The sequence below is a fragment of the Halorhodospira halophila genome (genome assembly GCF_016653405.1).
Taxonomy (GTDB): Bacteria; Pseudomonadota; Gammaproteobacteria; order Nitrococcales; family Halorhodospiraceae; genus Halorhodospira; species Halorhodospira halophila_A.
Map to the genome: position 1 here is coordinate 1 of NZ_NHSN01000004.1, position 16,218 is coordinate 16,218.

Consider the following 16,218-nt stretch of genomic DNA (forward strand, 5'->3'; position numbering starts at 1 on the left):
TCCACACCACCCGCTCGCTACGGAGCATGCGCAGTAGCGCCGCCTCTGGACCAGCTGGCCACCCTGGGCTGGACTCCTCGGCGTTGCAGCGCTGTGGCTGGTCACCGCTGAGCAAGTGCCGGACTCCATCCTGCCGGATCCGCAAACCGTCGCCGTTGAACTCGGAGGCTTCCTTCAATCCACCGAGCACTGGGCGAGCACCGCGGTGACGCTGCGCAACGTCGTGCTCAGCTTCCTGTTCTCAGTGCTCGGCGGCGTGACCATCGGACTGTGGGCGGCACGATGGCCAACCCTGCAGCGGGCGCTGCACCCGGTCATCGTCCTGATCGAGGCAGCCCCGCATATCGCCTGGTTGGTCCTTGCGGTCCTCTGGCTCGGCATCGGCGCCGGCCCTCCGGTGCTGGTGGGCGTAAGCATGGCGCTGCCTCTGATCTACATGGCCACCAGCCACGGCATTGCGCAAATCGACCGAGGCATCATGGACATGGCCCATGTGTACCAGCTCGACTGGTACACCCGCCTGACCCGCATCCTGCTCCCCCACCTGGCGCTGACCCTGGCCGGCGCGGCCTCCGGGGCGCTATCGGTCAGCTGGCGCGCAGTGATCATGGCCGAGGCATTCGCAAGCGATGCGGGGCTGGGGCAATCGCTCTGGGGGAGCTACCTCTACGGCGCCGTGACGACGGTCTATGCCCACGTCCTGTGGATCGTCATCCTCGGACTGGCGCTGGAGTACCTGCTGATTCATCCCGGCCGGCAACTCATCGAACGAAGGCTCCAACATGCGTAACCAGACCGACCTAGGGCCCACGGATCCAGCCCTGGCAACCCGGCACGGCGGTCCCGTCGTCGCCCTGGAAGGCACAAGCCGCATCTTCTCCGGCGGCGGGGGCCTATCGGCAGTCGACCTCGCCGTGACCCCCGGCGAGGTCGTCGGGGTCACCGGCGCCAGTGGCTGCGGCAAATCCACCCTGCTGCGCCTGATCGCCGGACGCGAAACACCCGACACCGGCACCATCCGGCGCCATTACGGTCGACTGGGCATGGTCTTCCAGGAACCCCATCTCCTCCCTTGGCTAACCGCACAGGGCAATATCGAGCTGGTGCTGCCCCGGACGGAGAAGCCTCGCGCACTGGAGGCGCTGCGCGGCGTCGGTCTGGAAGCGGCGGCCCGCCAATACCCAGCGCAGCTCTCCGGCGGCATGCGCCAGCGGGTGGGGATTGCCCGTGCGCTGGCTGCTCATCCGGACTTGCTGCTGATGGACGAGCCTTTTGCCAGCTTGGACTACATCAACCGAGCCGAACTGCTCGAGCTGGTTCGCGAGCGGGTGGTGGACTCGGGCGTAGCTGCGGTCTTCGTCAGCCACGACGTACGGGAAATCGTCCAGCTTTGCCACCGCATCCTGGTGATCGGAGACACGCCGGGGCAGATCCGGGCCGAGCTCGAGCACCCTGTTCAAAAAAGAGGGGCACACCTGCGCCCCGGCGCGCTGGCCAACCTGGAAGAGCGCGTGCTTACGGCCATACGGGGGCATCCGACACCAGCCTGCCAGCAGGAGCCCGAAACTCCGGATAACCCCCAATCAGCCTGACAGGCCCTCGCTCAGCGGAAGGAGGATAATTTTTGTGGTCATTGAGTAGGATGGGGTACTGTAGCCTTGATCAATAAAGTTTGGCGGGGTCGAGATCCAGGTGGAACGGTTGGGCGAGCAAGGCGCGCCGGAAGAAAAGCCGTCCGATGCGGAGACCAAGCTCAGTCTACTGCGCGAAGGTCTTGGGGCGGGCTTCTGGCGGCAGGAGTTCGAGTCAGGCCGTGTGACGGCAGACGAGCAACTGCTTACGCTGTATGGGCACCCGGGGACAGATCCATCCACTGGTCCCGTTCCGTGGACGGAGGCGCTCTGGCGCGAGCACGTCCACCCAGAGGACCGGGCACGGGTGGAGGCGTCTTTTCGCGGGGCCTTTGACCGCCACACCGCCTGGGATCTGACCTACCGCATCCGGCGTGCGGATGGGGCGATCCGGTATCTGCGCTCAACGGGCCGTGTGGAATGCGATGCCGAGGGCACACCCACCCACTTGCTCGGCGTTGAGCATGATGTCACCGCCGAAAAAGACGCGGAACGGACTCAGGAGGAGCTCTCGCAGCGCCTGCACCTGGCGACCTCGGCCGCCAGCATCGGCATCTGGGACTACGACCTGACCAGTGGACGGCTCGAGTGGGATGAGGGCATGTTCCGCCTCTACGGTGTGGACCCGGCCACTTTCGGTCATTCATTCGAGGACTGGGCCGAGGCCCTGTTACCCGGGTCCCGCGATAGCGCGGTGGCTGCGCTGAACGAGGCGGTAGCCACCCGCACTCCATTCAATATCCGGATGGACATCCGCCGCGCGGATGACGGCCGATTCCGCACCCTGCTCGGGCTTGCCCAGGTGGTCTGCGATGCCTCCGGCGCCCCGGTGCGGGTCGTGGGCGTCAACCAGGATGTAACCGAGGAGGAAGAGAACCTCCGCCACCTCGCCGCGGCAGAGGCCAAGTTCCGCGGGCTCTTCGAACTCTCGCCGGTTGGTATCGCCATGAACGACTTCCACACCGGCGAGTTCCTCGATTTCAACGACGCCATCAACGAGCCCGCCGGCTACACCCGCGAGGAGTTCCGGGCGCTGAGCTACTGGGACGTGACCCCGGAGGCGTATCGACCGCAGGAACTCGAGCAGATCGAGTCGCTGCAACGCACTGGACGCTACGGGCCGTTCCAAAAGGAGTACATCCACAAGGACGGCCACTGCTATCCGGTCCTGCTCCACGGCTTCAAGACCACCACCCCGGAGGGGCGCGAGGTCATCTGGTCGATCATCCAGGATATCTCCGACATCGAGCAGACCCGACAAGCGCTGGAGGACGCCAACAACCAGCTCGCCTCGTTGATGGATAACGTCCCGGGGATCACCTTCCGCTGCCTCGACGACGATGACTGGACCATGCTTCTGGTCAGTCAGGCGGCCGAGCGGGTGACCGGCTACGCCAGCGACGAACTGGTCAACAATGCCACTGTCTCCTATGCCCAGCTCATTCACCCGGATGATTTGGCCGGGGTCGATGAGGCCATCGCCGAGGCGGTGGGCGAAAACCGTCCCTGGGAGGTGCAATACCGCCTTCGGCACCGAGACGGGTCACTACGCTGGGTCCAGGAGCGGGGGGTTGCCGTGCGCAATGCCCAGGGCGATGTGGCCCACCTGGACGGATTCGTGCTCGATATCACCGAACAGCACCGCGCCGAGCAAGCCCTGCAGGCGGCCAAGGAACGCTTCGCCGGGATCTTCGAGCAGACCGGCAGTGGCGTGGCCGTGTATCGCCCGGTGGATCAGGGACGGGATTTCGAGTTCATCGATCTCAACCCGGCATCCGAGCGCATTGAACAGAGATCCCGAGATGAACTCATCGGCCGGACGCTCGCCGAATGCTTCCCGGGTGTCGAGGAGATGGGCCTGCTCGCGGCGCTGCAGCGGGTGGCTGACACCGGCGTGCCCGAAGAGCTGCCGCTGGCCGCCTACCAGGACGAACGGATCACCGGCTGGCGCGAGAACCGGATCTTCCGGCTCTCTTCCGGCGAAGTGGTTGCGGTCTACGAGGACCGCACCGAGATCAAGCAGGCTCAACAGGAGTCCGAGCGGGCGCGGGAGCAGCTGGCCAATCTCGCCGCGCAGCTACCCGGATTCATCTATCAATACCGCCTATGGCCTGACGGAAGCTCGGCTTTCGTCTACGCCAACGAGGGCATTGAGAAGATCTACGGCACCACGCCTCAAGAGGCCCTGGAGCGCGCCGATCGCCTCTTCGAAGTGGTATGGGAAGCCGACCGGGAAGAGGTTTACCGGAGCATTGAGCAATCGGCCCAGACCCTGACGCCCTGGCGCCACAGCTACCGGATCCAGCACCCCTTAAAGGGCACGGTCTGGCTCGAGGGACACGCCACGCCGCAGCGCCTGGCTGACGGCAGCACCCTCTGGCACGGGTATGTGCACGATATCACCGACCGAGTCCGCGCCGAGCAGGAACTGACCGAGAGCAAGGCGCTGCTCGAGGAATTCTTCAACCAGTCGATCATTGGCTTTTTCTTCATGATGCTCGATGAGCCGATCGACTGGCACTCGGCTTCAGAGGCGGAGAAAGAGTCGCTGCTTGACCATGTCCTGGCCAATCAGCGGATGACCAAGATCAATCAGGCCATGCTCGATCAGTATCGGGCTACTCGTGAGGATTTCATCGGCCATGCCTGCCGGGACTTTTTCCCCGACGAACAGATCGAGCACAGTCGCGCCGTGCTCCGGGAGGTTTTCGACCGAGGCCGGGCCCGCGCGGTGACGCATGAACGGAGACTGGATGGCACACCCGTGATCATCCACGGGGACTATACCTGCCTCTACGATGAGCATGGCCGCGCCACCGGCCACTTCGGTGTCCAGGACGACATCACCGAGCGCAGGCAACAGCAGGAGGCCCTGGAACGAGCGCGCCAGGAAGCCGAGCGCGCGAACCGGGCCAAGAGCGAGTTCCTGGCCAACATGAGCCACGAGATCCGCACCCCGATGAATGCGGTCATCGGTCTCAGCCAACTCCTTGCGCAAACCGAATTGAGCGCCAAGCAGCGCGACCAGCTGCGGAAGATCGAGCACTCATCGAAGATGCTGCTCGGCATCCTCAACGACATCCTCGACTTCTCCAAGATCGAGGCGGGCAAGCTGGAGCTGGAGGCCCGCGAGTTCCAGCTCTTTGATGTGGTTGAGCAGATGGCGACCCTTTTTGGCGAGAAGGCCCACGCCGGCGGCCTGGAACTGCTCTACGACATCCCACCGTCCCTGCCACAGACCCTGGTCGGCGACTCCCTGCGCCTTTCGCAGGTGCTCAGCAACCTGCTCGGCAACGCCACGAAGTTCACCGAGCGAGGCGGCACCGTGGAGCTCGGCATACGGGGCATCGCACCAGCTCCCTCAGGCCATACCACGCTGCGTTTCTACGTGCGGGATACCGGCATTGGCATGAGCGAGGCGCAAATCGCCCGGATCTTCCAGGCCTTCGGCCAGGCCGATACCTCCACCACCCGGCGTTATGGCGGCACCGGCCTTGGACTGGTGATCAGCCGGCGGCTGGTTGAAGCCATGGGCGGTGAACTCACGGTCGACTCCGCCCCCGGGGAAGGCAGCACGTTTGCCTTCACACTCACTCTGCCTCTCGGCGAAGACCGCGAAGCGACCATCGCCTGCCCGAATACCCGCGGCCACCGCGTGCTGATTGATGCACTCGCTCGCGCCGAGGGAGGGGAAGGCCCGAGAGGCGGTGAGCGCACATCCCACCACGCGCCGGATCTGCGCGGCCACCGCCTGCTGCTCGTTGAAGACAACGAGACCAACCGGGAGGTGGCCACGGAACTGCTGGAGAAGACCGGGGCTACCGTGGCGACCGCGGAGAACGGCACCGTGGCCGTCGAGACGGTGCGCGCCAATCCGCCGGATCTGGTGCTGATGGACCTGCAGATGCCGGTGATGGACGGCTATGAGGCGATGCGGGTACTGCGCGAAGAAGGCTACGACCGCCCCATCCTCGCCCTCTCAGCGGCCGTGATGGATGAGGATCGTCAGCGCGCGGCGCAGGCCGGCGCCGATGGCCACCTGGGCAAGCCGATCGAAAGCCCGGATCTCTACGCCGCACTGATCGAGCATCTGCGGGCCGAGCGCACCGCGGCGGCGGTCCCGGAAGATTATGTTTCGGCCCGGGAAACTCATACTCTGCCAGCCGGACCGCCCGGGTTCGATCTCGAACGCGGGCTTCGCCAGCTCGGTGGCGATGAAACCCTCTACCTGCGGCAGCTGCGCAGGTTCCGCGGCCAACTGACCACGGACTACACCGCGCTGATCGACTATCTGCGCGCCGGTGATAACGCGCAGGCGAGCCGACTCGCCCACACCCTCAAGGGCGTGGCCGGAACACTCGGGGCCGTGGACCTGCAGCAGCAGGCGGAGCAAATCGATCACGCCCTGAAAACCGGTCATGCGGTCACCGCGGAATGCGTCGAAGCCCTTGAGCAGGCTTTGCAGGATGCCGGTCAGGCCTTAAACGGGCTCAACAGCGAGCCGGAACCAGCCCGGCAAGGGTCGCCGGAGGCCGTGACGTGCCTGCGGCAAAAACTGGAGGCCAGCGAACTCATCGAGGAGGAAACGTTCCAGGAGGCCCTGGCCTACCTGCGCGGCCAGGGACTCGACTGCGATGCATTGGAGGCCCTCGTGGAACAGTTCGAGCTCGATGAGGCGCTGCAGCGGCTCAACTCGCTGCTGACAGGTAACCAAGAAGGGGCAACATGAGCAGCGATACGCCACACCAGAGCGTTCTGGTGGTCGATGATGAGCCCACGAACATCCAGGCGCTTGGCAATCTGCTCAAGGACAACTACCGGGTTCAGGTCGCTAACTCCGGCGACAGGGCATTGGTGATGCTGCAGGCTTCGCACCGGCCCCAACCGGATCTGATCCTCCTCGACATCCAGATGCCGGGCCTCGATGGGTACGAGGTTTGCCGCCGCCTCAAGGCGGATCCGCAAACCAGTGGCATCGACATTATCTTCGTCACGGCACGTGATGCGGCCAGTGATGAGGAATACGGCCTGAGTCTCGGCGCGGTGGACTACATCACCAAGCCGTTTTCACCGGCGATTGTCCGCGCGCGGGTGGACACCCACATGCGCCTTCGACACAAGACAGATCTGCTCGAGCAGCAGGTTGCTGAGCTGGAGGCGCAACGCCAGGCCCGGGACCAGGCCCTGCAGCGCGCCGAGCGGACCGAGCAGATGGGGGCGATCGGGCACTGGGTTGCCTACCCGGAGACCGGGAAGCTGATCTGGTCTTCGATGACCTATCAGCTTTGCGGCTTCGACCCGGAGGGGCCGCCACCGGACTGGGAGTCGTTCATCGCCCGGGTCCCCGAGGGGTATCGAGACCAGGTCGCCGAATTCCAGTTCGAGAACAATCCCTCCCTGCTCTCCTGCGAGGGCGAGTACCGCATCGTCCACCCCGGGGGGCGCACGCTTTGGGTCCGCGAGATCGCCCAGCGCTGGCAGGGTGAGCACGGCCAGCAAATCATTCAGGGGACCATTCAGGACATCACCGAGCAGCGCCAGGCGCTGGAGCGCAGCGAGGCGGGCCGGCAACGAATCGAGGCCATCCTTCGGGCGGTACCTGATGTGGCCCTGACCGAGGTTGACTTGGAGGGCACAGTGCGCGAGGCCAACCACAGTGCCGAGCGCATGTTTGGGTACACACGCGCACAGCTGGTCGGCAGCGACATCTGTATACTGCACGACCCTGACGAATATGCGCAGATCCGTGAGGGGATCGCCCGCATGCAGGAAACCGGCGAAGGCTACACCACGGAGTGCGAGCTGATTCGGGGTAGCGGGGAGCGTTTCCAGGCGCAAGTGAGCGCCGCGCCGCTGCTCAATGAGCGTGGCGAAGTCGTGGGAAAGATCGGTGCCTGTATCGATCTATCGACTCAATTTGCCCATGAGCAGCGTCTGCGCATGGCCCAGGAGGCCGCCGGCTTCGGGGTCTGGGACTGGGACCTGGCGGCGGATCAGGTGTACTGGGATGAGGCCTGCTGGCGCATGCTCGGCTATGATCCCCATCAGCAGGGCGCCCTGACCTTCGCCGACTGGCAGGCGATGATCCATCCCGAGGATCTTGAACGCATCCAGCCGGTGATCGAAGGCCACCTCGACGAAGGCCGGCCCTTCACGGTCGAACTCCGCTACCGCTGCGCCGATGGCGGCTGGCTCTGGGTGCAGGGACGGGGGCAGACCCTGCGCCGCGGCGCCGACGGCTCGCCGAGCTACATGGTGGGTACCCATGTCGATGTCCAGACCCTCAAGGAGACCGAGTTCGCACTGCGCCGCAGCGAGCTGGAACTGACCGAGGCCAAGCGCATTGCCCGGCTCGGGCACTGGCTTTACGACATCCCTTGCGGAACAGTTCACTGGTCGAACGAGATGTACCGCCTCCTCGGCCTGGAGCCGACGCAGGAGCCCATGGACTGGGAGAGTTTTCTCTCCAGAGTGCCGGCCAAGGATCACCCGGCCCTCCATCAGGCCATCGACCGCACCCTGAACCAGGGAGAGCCTTACGAGATCGAGCACCGCCTGACAACCCCGGACGGCAGTCAGCGGATTGTGCAGGCACGCGGCTATGCGGAGTTTGACGCAGCCGGGAATCCGCAAATCCTGCGCGGGACGGCCCAGGACGTCACCGAGCAACGGACCCTTCAGCACGAGCTCGCCGAGCGGGAGGCCCATTACCGGGACCTTGTCGAGAACCAGCCGCTGATGATTGAGCGCTTCCTGCCCGATACCACCATCACCTATGCCAACCCCGCCCTGGCAGCGCATGTGCAGACCGAACCGGATCAGCTGATCGGGCAACGCTGGATCGACTTCCTGCCCGCCGATGAGCGCGATGAGGCACGAGCGCACCTGGCGAGGCTGACTCCTCAGGAGCCGGTAGGCCACTTCGAGAACAGCATTCCCGGCGCGGACGGCCAGACCCACTGGACCCTCTGGACCAACCGCGCATTCTTCGATGAGCACGGCACACTGAGCCACGTCCAGTCGGTGGGCGTGGACATCACCGCGCGCCGCCGCGCCGAGCAGGCCGAGCAGCAGCTGCGCGAGCAGCTTCAACAGCGGCAGCAGGAGCTCGAGGCGATCATCGAGGCGGCCAGCTCGGTCAGCCTGATCAAGACCGACCTGAATTCCGTCATCCTCGAGGCCAGCACCGGCGCTGAGGCGCTGTTCGGATACGACCGCGAGGAGCTGCTCGGCCAACACGTCAGCCTGCTGCATACCGAAGCGGACATGGAGCGGCTGCCCCAATATGTGGATCAGCTGTTCCGCGAGCACCAACCGATCCGCCTAGAGACCGAGCTGCGCCGCCGGGATGGCAGCACGTTCCCGGCGCTGTTCACCGTCCACCCCATTACCGATCAGCGCGGAGAGCTGGTGGCGACACTGGGCGTTAGCTTCGACATCAGCCACCAGACGCGTGCGGAGCGGGAGCTGGCCGAGGCCGTGGAGGCCAAGACGACTTTCCTCAACGCGGTCAGCCACGATCTGCGCTCGCCCCTCAACGCTCTGACCGGTTTTGTGGAACTGCTCGCCGAGCCGGACCTGGAAGAAGAGCAGCGTCAGGTCTACGTGCAACAGTGCCGCCGTGCCAGTGGTCGTCTGCTGGAACTGATCGATTCGCTGCTCGATCTCAGCCGACTGCAGGCCGGGCGGCTGGAACTGCGCCCGACCCCCTTCGACCTGCACTCGGCGATCGAGGGCCAGTGCACCGTCTACACCGCCCTGGCCCAAGAACACGGCCTGGCGTTCTCTTGCAGCATCGACCCCGGCGTGACGCACTGGGTGAACGCCGATGCCACCCGGATGGGCCAGATCCTGTCGAACCTGCTCAGCAACGCCATCAAGTACACCAACGAAGGCCATATCGATCTAACGGTATGCACAGAGCCCGATGAACGGATCAGCTTCCGCGTGCGCGATACCGGGGCGGGGATTCCCCCAAACCAGCAGGCGCACATCTTCGCGGCCTTCGATCGCGCCGGCTATCGCGGCTCGCGCAGCGGCCACGGCCTGGGCCTGGCCATCGTGCGCGAACTCACCGAGCTTTTCGGCGGAGAGATCTCGCTCGAGAGCACGCCGGGGGTAGGCTCCACGTTCACCGTGACGCTCCCGTTGCCACCCGTAGCGGCACCGGGGACAGACCGCGCCACCGCCGCTGGCCTGAGCGCCACCACCCGGCCCTCTGGCGGGGATACGCAGGCGGACCCGCTGCGTGTACTGGTGGCCGATGACCAGACGGTCAACGTCTTCCTAGCCCGGACCCTCCTCGAGCAACTCGGCTGCACGGTCACCACGGCCGAGGACGGCGCCGGCGCTCTGGCGGCCTGGCAAACAAGGACTTTCGATGCCCTGGTGCTCGACCGCCACATGCCCGGACTCGATGGCGACAAGCTGGCCGAACACATCCGGGCCGAGGAACAGGCCGAGGGCTACCCCCGGGTACCCATCGCCCTTTACACCGCCTATGCCCGCAACGAAGTGGAAGCGGTCCTGGAGTCCGCGCTCTTCGATGCGTTCTTGGGCAAGCCGCTGGATCGCACGGAGCTGCGGCAATGGATCGAATCGCTGGCGCTGCGGAAGGAGCCCGAGACCGGCACCACCACCGGAGAGCCCACCCGTGGAAGCGCACCCCATCCCTAGCTGGAACGATGCCATGGATGCCATGGGGCATCCGATCTTCCTCCACGACCAGGACTATCGCATCCTGCGCGCGAATCGCGCCTACCTGGAGCAGGCCGGCGCCACGCTCGATCAGGTGACCGGCCAGCCCTACTGGCACTTCTTCCCCCGCGGCGAGGGCCCCCTGCCCGGATGCCAGTCGGCCATGGCCAAAGTATCCGCCGGCGACGCCGGTCCTTCCGAGACCGGCTGCTCCGAGACCTCCGAAGAAATCGAACTGCCTGACGGCCGAGTCTTTCACTCACGCTCGTATGTGGTTCTGGATGAACAGGGGGCCTACCGCAGCTCGGTCCATATCCTCGAGGACATCACCGACAGGCGCTATCTCGAACAAGCCCACCACGCCGCCGAAGCCAAATTCCAGGCGATCACCACCGCCGCGCGCGATGCCATTGTTCTGATCGATGCCGAGGACCGGCTGGTGTACTGCAACCCGGCCTTCGAGCGACTACTCGGTTATCGCGCCAACCAACTTGCAGGTGCCCCCTTCCATGACCGTTTCGTCCCCGAGCGCCACCGGGAGGCGATGCAGGCAGGCATGCGCCACTTCCGGGAGTCCGGCGGCAAAACCCGCGTGGGCCAACAGACCGAAGTCGTGGCCATCCACCGCGACGGACACGAGATCGCCCTGGAGCTGACCCTGGCACCCGTACAGATTGCCGGGCGCTGGCACGCGGCGGGGATCCTGCGCGATATCAGTGAGCGTCGAGCCCTGGAAGAGGAGCGCCAACGTACGCTGGAGGACCAAAGGATGTTCCTCGCCGCGGTCAGCCACGACCTGCGCACGCCGCTCAATGCCATCACGGGATTCTTGGATCAGTTGGCGCACTCCGAGCTGGACCCGCGGCAGCATCACCATGTGGAGCTTTGCCAAGCCGGAAGCCATACCCTGCTCGGGCTCATCGACACCGTCCTGGAGCTCTCGCGGCTGGAAGCCGGCCGAGTTCAGCTGAGCGAGGAGGATTTCGATCTGCGCGCGTTCATGGATACCCAGCTGGGGCTTCTCGTGCCGCTGGCCGAGCAGAAGGGCCTGCACCTGGAGTGGTCTTCAGGCACCGAAGCCCCATTCCGGGTCCATGGCGATCCGGTGCGCCTCGGTCAGGTGCTCTACAACCTGGTCAGCAACGCGCTGCGCTTCACCGAATCGGGCCATATCCGCGTTCACGTAGAGCGCGGTTCATCCGAGCATGAACTCGCCTTCACCGTCACGGACACCGGAGCCGGCATCCCGGAGGAAGACCAGCCGCACATCTTCGAGGCGTTCCGGCAGGCTGGTCCTGCGCTCGCCCGCAAGGAAGGCAGCGGCCTGGGGCTGAAGGTCTGCAAAGAGCTGGTGGAGCTGATGGGTGGGCGCATCTCGGTCGAGAGCCAGCCCAGCCACGGAACGAGGTTCCGCTTCACGGTGGCGATGCCACCAGCCACCTCCGCCACCCCGTTGCTATACACCCCCGAAGAGGCCGAAGTTGATACAAGCGCGCCGGTGGGGACTGGGCTGCGCGTTCTCGTCGCCGAAGATGAGCCGACCAACGCACTACTCGTGAACAACCTGCTCGAACAGGCTGGCTGCGCACAGATCACCTGCGTGCAAAATGGCCGCGAGGCCATCGAGCACTGGCAGCAAGCGAGCCCCGACCTCGTCCTGCTCGACCTTCAAATGCCCGAGCTGGATGGCCGTGAGGCACTGCGCATAATCCGTTCACAAGAGGCGGAACACGCCCTGGCGCGCACGCCCATCGCCCTGATCACCGCCCATGCCCTGGAGCACTTCCAACAGGAGTGCTTCGGCCTCGGCTGCGATGCCTATCTGAACAAACCGCTCGAGCGCAAGGAACTCTGGCTCTTGCTGGCCAGGATTGTTAGCGGCCCCGTAGGCTGACCCCAGCTGGCCAACAGAGTTGACCCACCCTCGGAAGGCGGGCCCGCCCTACGGGGTAACAAAGCAAAACCGGTAAAAATACGGCGCCTCAGGCCCCATCAAACGATGGCCAGCGGCCGGGGGCCGTCCGGCGGCGGGAAGAGTTCTTCGAGTTCCGTATGCTGCGCCTCGGTCAGGGTGATCTCGAGCGCGGCGCGGTTTTCGAGAACACGCTCCGGCGTTCGCGTCTTCGGGATGGCGATCACGTCGCCCTGATCCAGCAACCAGGCCAGCGCCGCCTGGGCCGCCGTGATGCCGTGACGCTCCGCAAAGCCCACGAGACGCCAGTCGTTCAGCAGCCCGCCCTGCCCGAGCGGGCAGTAAGCCATGACCGGGATGCCGCGTTGGCGCAACCACGGCAGCGTGTCCCAGTCGATACCCCGCTCGCCAAGGTGATAGAGCAGCTGATTCGCGGCGACCGCGCCCCCGCCGGGCACCCCCCAGAGTTCCTGCAGGTCAGTCGCATCGAGGTTGCTCACGCCCCAGTGGCGAATGCAGCCCGCGCGCTGCAAATCCTGGAATCCGGCCACCGCCTCCCCCAACGAGGCGCCGCCGCGCCAGTGCAGCAGGTAGAGATCGATCCGATCCGTGCCCAGACGCTCGAGACTCTGCTGACACGAGCGGACCACGCCCTTGCGGCTTGCATTCCACGGGAAGACCTTGCTGACGATGAAGGCCTGATCCCGCCGCCCGGCCAGGGCCTCGCCCACCACCCGCTCGGCACCGCCGTCGCCATACATCTCAGCGGTATCGATCAGGGTCAGCCCGGCATCCAGCCCGGCCTGCAGCGCCGCGACCTCGGCCGCGCGCTCGCTTGGGCGCTCACCCATGCGCCAGGTCCCCTGGCCGAGGGCCGGAACCCGCTCTCCGTCGGGTAAAACGACATGGCGCTGCATCTCACCTCCTTGCCCCTGGGTCGGCCAGGATTCCACAGAACCTGTGGAAAACCGTGTGGAGAAAGTCAGCTGAACCCGCTTCGCGAAGGCCTTCGAGGTCTATTGGACAAAGACTGTCCAGCTACAAACCAACCACAAATCAGCACCTTGCGAACACGCCTCCAGATGTCAGCGGCTTACGCGGGGTTCTCGCATCGCCTGTGCAGAAATAACCACGCTGGTTCTGCGTCGGGCGGGAATGTCAACCCCGCATCCCTTCGAGCGGGCGAAGATTCAGTGGACGACCGGGCCAGCGCCATTCCACCAATGCGACGCGCCCTTTAACCCGTTATCCCGCAGGGTTTTGTAGTCCGTTAGGCTCTCCAGGAAAGGACTTGAGTGCACGTTCGATCTGGTGGAAATCGCCGACCTGGCAAACTGGCGACTTGAAATGCGCTGGCGGAGAGGGAGGGATTCGAACCCCCGGAGGGCGCATGCCCTCACCCGATTTCAAGTCGGGTGCTTTCGACCGCTCAGCCACCTCTCCTATGGAACAGGATGGTAGCGCACAGGCGCCACTGCGGGCCACCCGGGATACCGGCGAACGCCGCCCGGGTCAGTCCTCGGTACCGCCCGGCAGCGGGTATCGCATCTCAAGCGTGTTGCCCTCCGGGCGCCGCAGGTAACAGACCTGCCACATCAGGGCCTGGATGATCCGCAGCCCGCGGCCGCCCTCGTCCAGATCCACCGTGCCGCCGGACGCCTCCACCGGGGGCAAGTCCGGGCCTGTTGCCTCGCCCTCATCGTGGATCCGGACGATCAGCCAGTCGTCGTCTTGCCGGACGGTGATGCGCACGGTGTAGCCTGCTCGTTGGCCGTGGGCGTGGATGATGGCGTTGTTGACCGCCTCGCACAGGGCCTGCTCCACCGCCCCGGACGCCTCCTCACCCAAGCCCAGCTGCCGCTCGCCAAAACCCGATCAAACCTGTTCACGGGTTCTGGCCCGGCTGCTGGCCACAGCCGCGTTTTTCCCTGGCGCTCAGGCGTCGCACGCCCAGCCCGACCCCCGCGAGTAGATCCCGCTAGGCCGGACACGCCAGGTCCACCGCTGCCGCACGGCAGCGGGGCCTGAGCGAGGCACTGGCGGCTGAAAGCCGCCGTTGTTTTGCTTCTGTTCCCGCAGGAACACGGCCCATCCATTGCGCGCGGCGTTCTCGTCGCGCAGGTGATGGGCACCGCAGCACGGACAATCCCACTCGTCCACGCCGGGGGCGATGCCTCCCTCGACGGCGTGTCCACACTCGGAGCAAGTCCGTGTCGTCCGGTGTTCTTGGAACACCGAAAACTGCTTGCCCGATTTGAGCGCCGTCCAGGAGAGGGTGTCCTTGAACTGCCCGATGACCGAGCGATTACTCATCGCCCGGCGCATGGCGGTGGTGATGCCGTTGCCCTTCGGGGTGTAGTCGCCAATCACCACCCAGTCGTAGTGGCGATACAGCCGGTTGGCGACGGTGGCGAGGTACGTCTTGCTCTGCTCTCGACGTTTCGCCAGCACCCGCTGGAGGGCCTTATCATAGCGCATCCATCGCTTCGATGGCCGCCAGTAGTGGCGGCCTGTCTCCTGAGCGTCGGCGTCGAGCACCGGCACGCGCACCGAGTGCTTGCAGCATCGGTCACGTTTGGCCTGGAGCTCATCGGCTCGCCGATCCAGGATCTTGAGCCACCACGGCGTCTCGATGGAGACAGCGTTGCCTTCCGAATCGACGCCGTAAGCGAGGTTCTTGTGGTTCGGATCGAGGACGATCGCGTGGTTGATTTCCTTCGGCTTGGGAACAGGGCGATCAACCCCGAAGACGGCGTAGAACACGCCCTGCTGCTTGACGATGCGGAGGTTGTTGACCGTTTTGCCCTTGAGGGCTTTCTGCACACCCGGAGCCCGAACGACGACATAGCGTTGTTGGTTGTTCCGATCCTTGCCCAGCGAGAGCGTGAGCTGCTCGCCGTGGATCCTGAAGCCCTTGTTCGGCTCGTCGTAGAGCAGCGAAAACCACCCACTATGCCGCCAGGATCGAAACCGGGGCCAGCCCACAGGGCCGCCCTTGCGGCGGCCGTGCCGTGCGTCCTGGTGGCGCCGGATGCTGTCGGAGACGCGCAGCGCGGCGTTTTTCAAAGGTGAGGAGTGTACGACCTTGATAAAGGGGTTTTCCTCCTTGATCTGCGGAAGGAGGTTCCGCAATCCGCGTTTGCTGTAGAGCAGCCCACCGATCTCGGGGTCTTGCGTGTGTCGATATTGCGCGCGCAGGTTGTTGGCGCGCTCGAGCAGGTGGTTATAGAGCCAGTTGCAGATCCGCGACTGGCCGTCGAGTTGCGCAGCCACATCGCCCTCGACCTCCAGCCGGATCTTGGTAGCAGCCTCAGCCATGCTCATTGTCCGCCGCCGCAACGCTCTTCTGGAGGCCCTCGATGATCGCCCGGTTCTTGCGCGAGCGCGCACCGTAGAGCCGGGCGCTGAACACCGTGATGATTTCAAGGACATCCTGGGCGAGTTCTTCCTCGAAGGACGCCTCTTCGTTCTGGTTGATGATGACCACCTCGACGTTGCGCATCTCGCAGACCGCGAAGATTAGCTCGCTGCCAAAGCGGAGAAGCCGATCCTTGTGGGTGAGCACGAGGCGATCCACCTTGCCGTCGATCAGCCGCGACAGCAGCCCGCGCAGCCCCTTTTTGCGGTCGTTCATCCCGGAGCCGAGATCGGCGATGACCTCGAACGTCCATCCGCGCGCCCCGCAGAAGTCCGTGAGCAGTTGCTTCTGGCGCTCTAGGTCCGAGCGCTGATCCGAGCTGGAGACACGGGCGTAGGCAACGGTGACGGCGTCTTCGGTGCGCTCGGCGTGCGACTTGCCAGCCAAACGACTCAAACGTGCTTCGTCGTAACGCCGCTGGCCGCCCTTGGTGTGGCTGTCTGGCAGAAGCCGCCCCTCTTTCTCCCAGCGATAGAGCGTGGGAACGGAGACGCCGAGGATCTTGGCGGCTTTGCTGATAGGCACCATAACCTAATTATGGCATATCGCATTAAACAGGT

9 protein-coding genes and 1 tRNA gene are annotated in these 16,218 nt (G+C 65.1%); 5 read left to right on the plus strand and 5 right to left on the minus strand.

The window, feature by feature from the left end; all coding sequences use genetic code 11:
• The first annotated feature begins 115 nt into the window (after positions 1-115).
• The 5 genes from CCR79_RS01405 to CCR79_RS01425 all read left to right on the plus strand — a co-directional run bounded on the left by CCR79_RS01405 (position 116) and on the right by CCR79_RS01425 (position 12,222).
• Positions 116-790: an ABC transporter permease subunit gene (locus tag CCR79_RS01405; protein WP_201167903.1), complete on the plus strand. Its 675-nt coding sequence runs from the start codon at positions 116-118 to the stop codon at positions 788-790.
• Positions 783-1,592, plus strand: a complete 810-nt coding sequence (locus CCR79_RS01410) for an ABC transporter ATP-binding protein (RefSeq protein WP_201167906.1) — start codon at positions 783-785, stop codon at positions 1,590-1,592. Before CCR79_RS01405 ends, CCR79_RS01410 begins: the two co-directional genes overlap by 8 nt.
• Positions 1,593-1,701: 109 nt before the next feature.
• Positions 1,702-6,360 carry a PAS domain-containing protein gene (locus CCR79_RS01415; RefSeq protein WP_201167909.1) on the plus strand — a complete coding sequence of 1,553 codons (4,659 nt, stop codon included), beginning with the start codon at positions 1,702-1,704 and terminating at the stop codon, positions 6,358-6,360.
• Entirely contained in the window at positions 6,357-10,307 is a 3,951-nt protein-coding gene (locus tag CCR79_RS01420; RefSeq protein WP_201167912.1) for a PAS domain S-box protein, read from the plus strand. Before CCR79_RS01415 ends, CCR79_RS01420 begins: the two co-directional genes overlap by 4 nt.
• On the plus strand, positions 10,285-12,222 hold the full coding sequence (locus CCR79_RS01425) for an ATP-binding protein (protein WP_201167915.1): 1,938 nt from the start codon (positions 10,285-10,287) through the stop codon (positions 12,220-12,222). Before CCR79_RS01420 ends, CCR79_RS01425 begins: the two co-directional genes overlap by 23 nt.
• 98 nt (positions 12,223-12,320) lie before the next feature.
• Here the strand turns inward: CCR79_RS01425 and CCR79_RS01430 are convergent, their stop codons facing one another.
• From CCR79_RS01430 to CCR79_RS01450, 5 genes are all read right to left on the minus strand, one after another.
• Positions 12,321-13,157, minus strand: a complete 837-nt coding sequence (locus tag CCR79_RS01430; protein WP_201167920.1) for an aldo/keto reductase — start codon at positions 13,155-13,157, stop codon at positions 12,321-12,323.
• A 436-nt stretch (positions 13,158-13,593) separates the two neighbouring features.
• Positions 13,594-13,683, minus strand: a tRNA-Ser gene (locus CCR79_RS01435).
• A 69-nt stretch (positions 13,684-13,752) separates the two neighbouring features.
• Positions 13,753-14,088, minus strand: coding sequence for an ATP-binding protein (locus CCR79_RS01440; RefSeq protein ID WP_201167922.1), 336 nt, complete (start codon positions 14,086-14,088; stop codon positions 13,753-13,755).
• Between the two features lie 87 nt (positions 14,089-14,175).
• Complete coding sequence (locus tag CCR79_RS01445; RefSeq protein WP_201167924.1) at positions 14,176-15,564, minus strand: RNA-guided endonuclease InsQ/TnpB family protein; 1,389 nt, start codon at positions 15,562-15,564, stop codon at positions 14,176-14,178.
• Entirely contained in the window at positions 15,551-16,186 is a 636-nt protein-coding gene (locus CCR79_RS01450; RefSeq protein WP_201167926.1) for an IS607 family transposase, read from the minus strand. Before CCR79_RS01450 ends, CCR79_RS01445 begins: the two co-directional genes overlap by 14 nt.
• Positions 16,187-16,218: the final 32 nt, after the last annotated feature.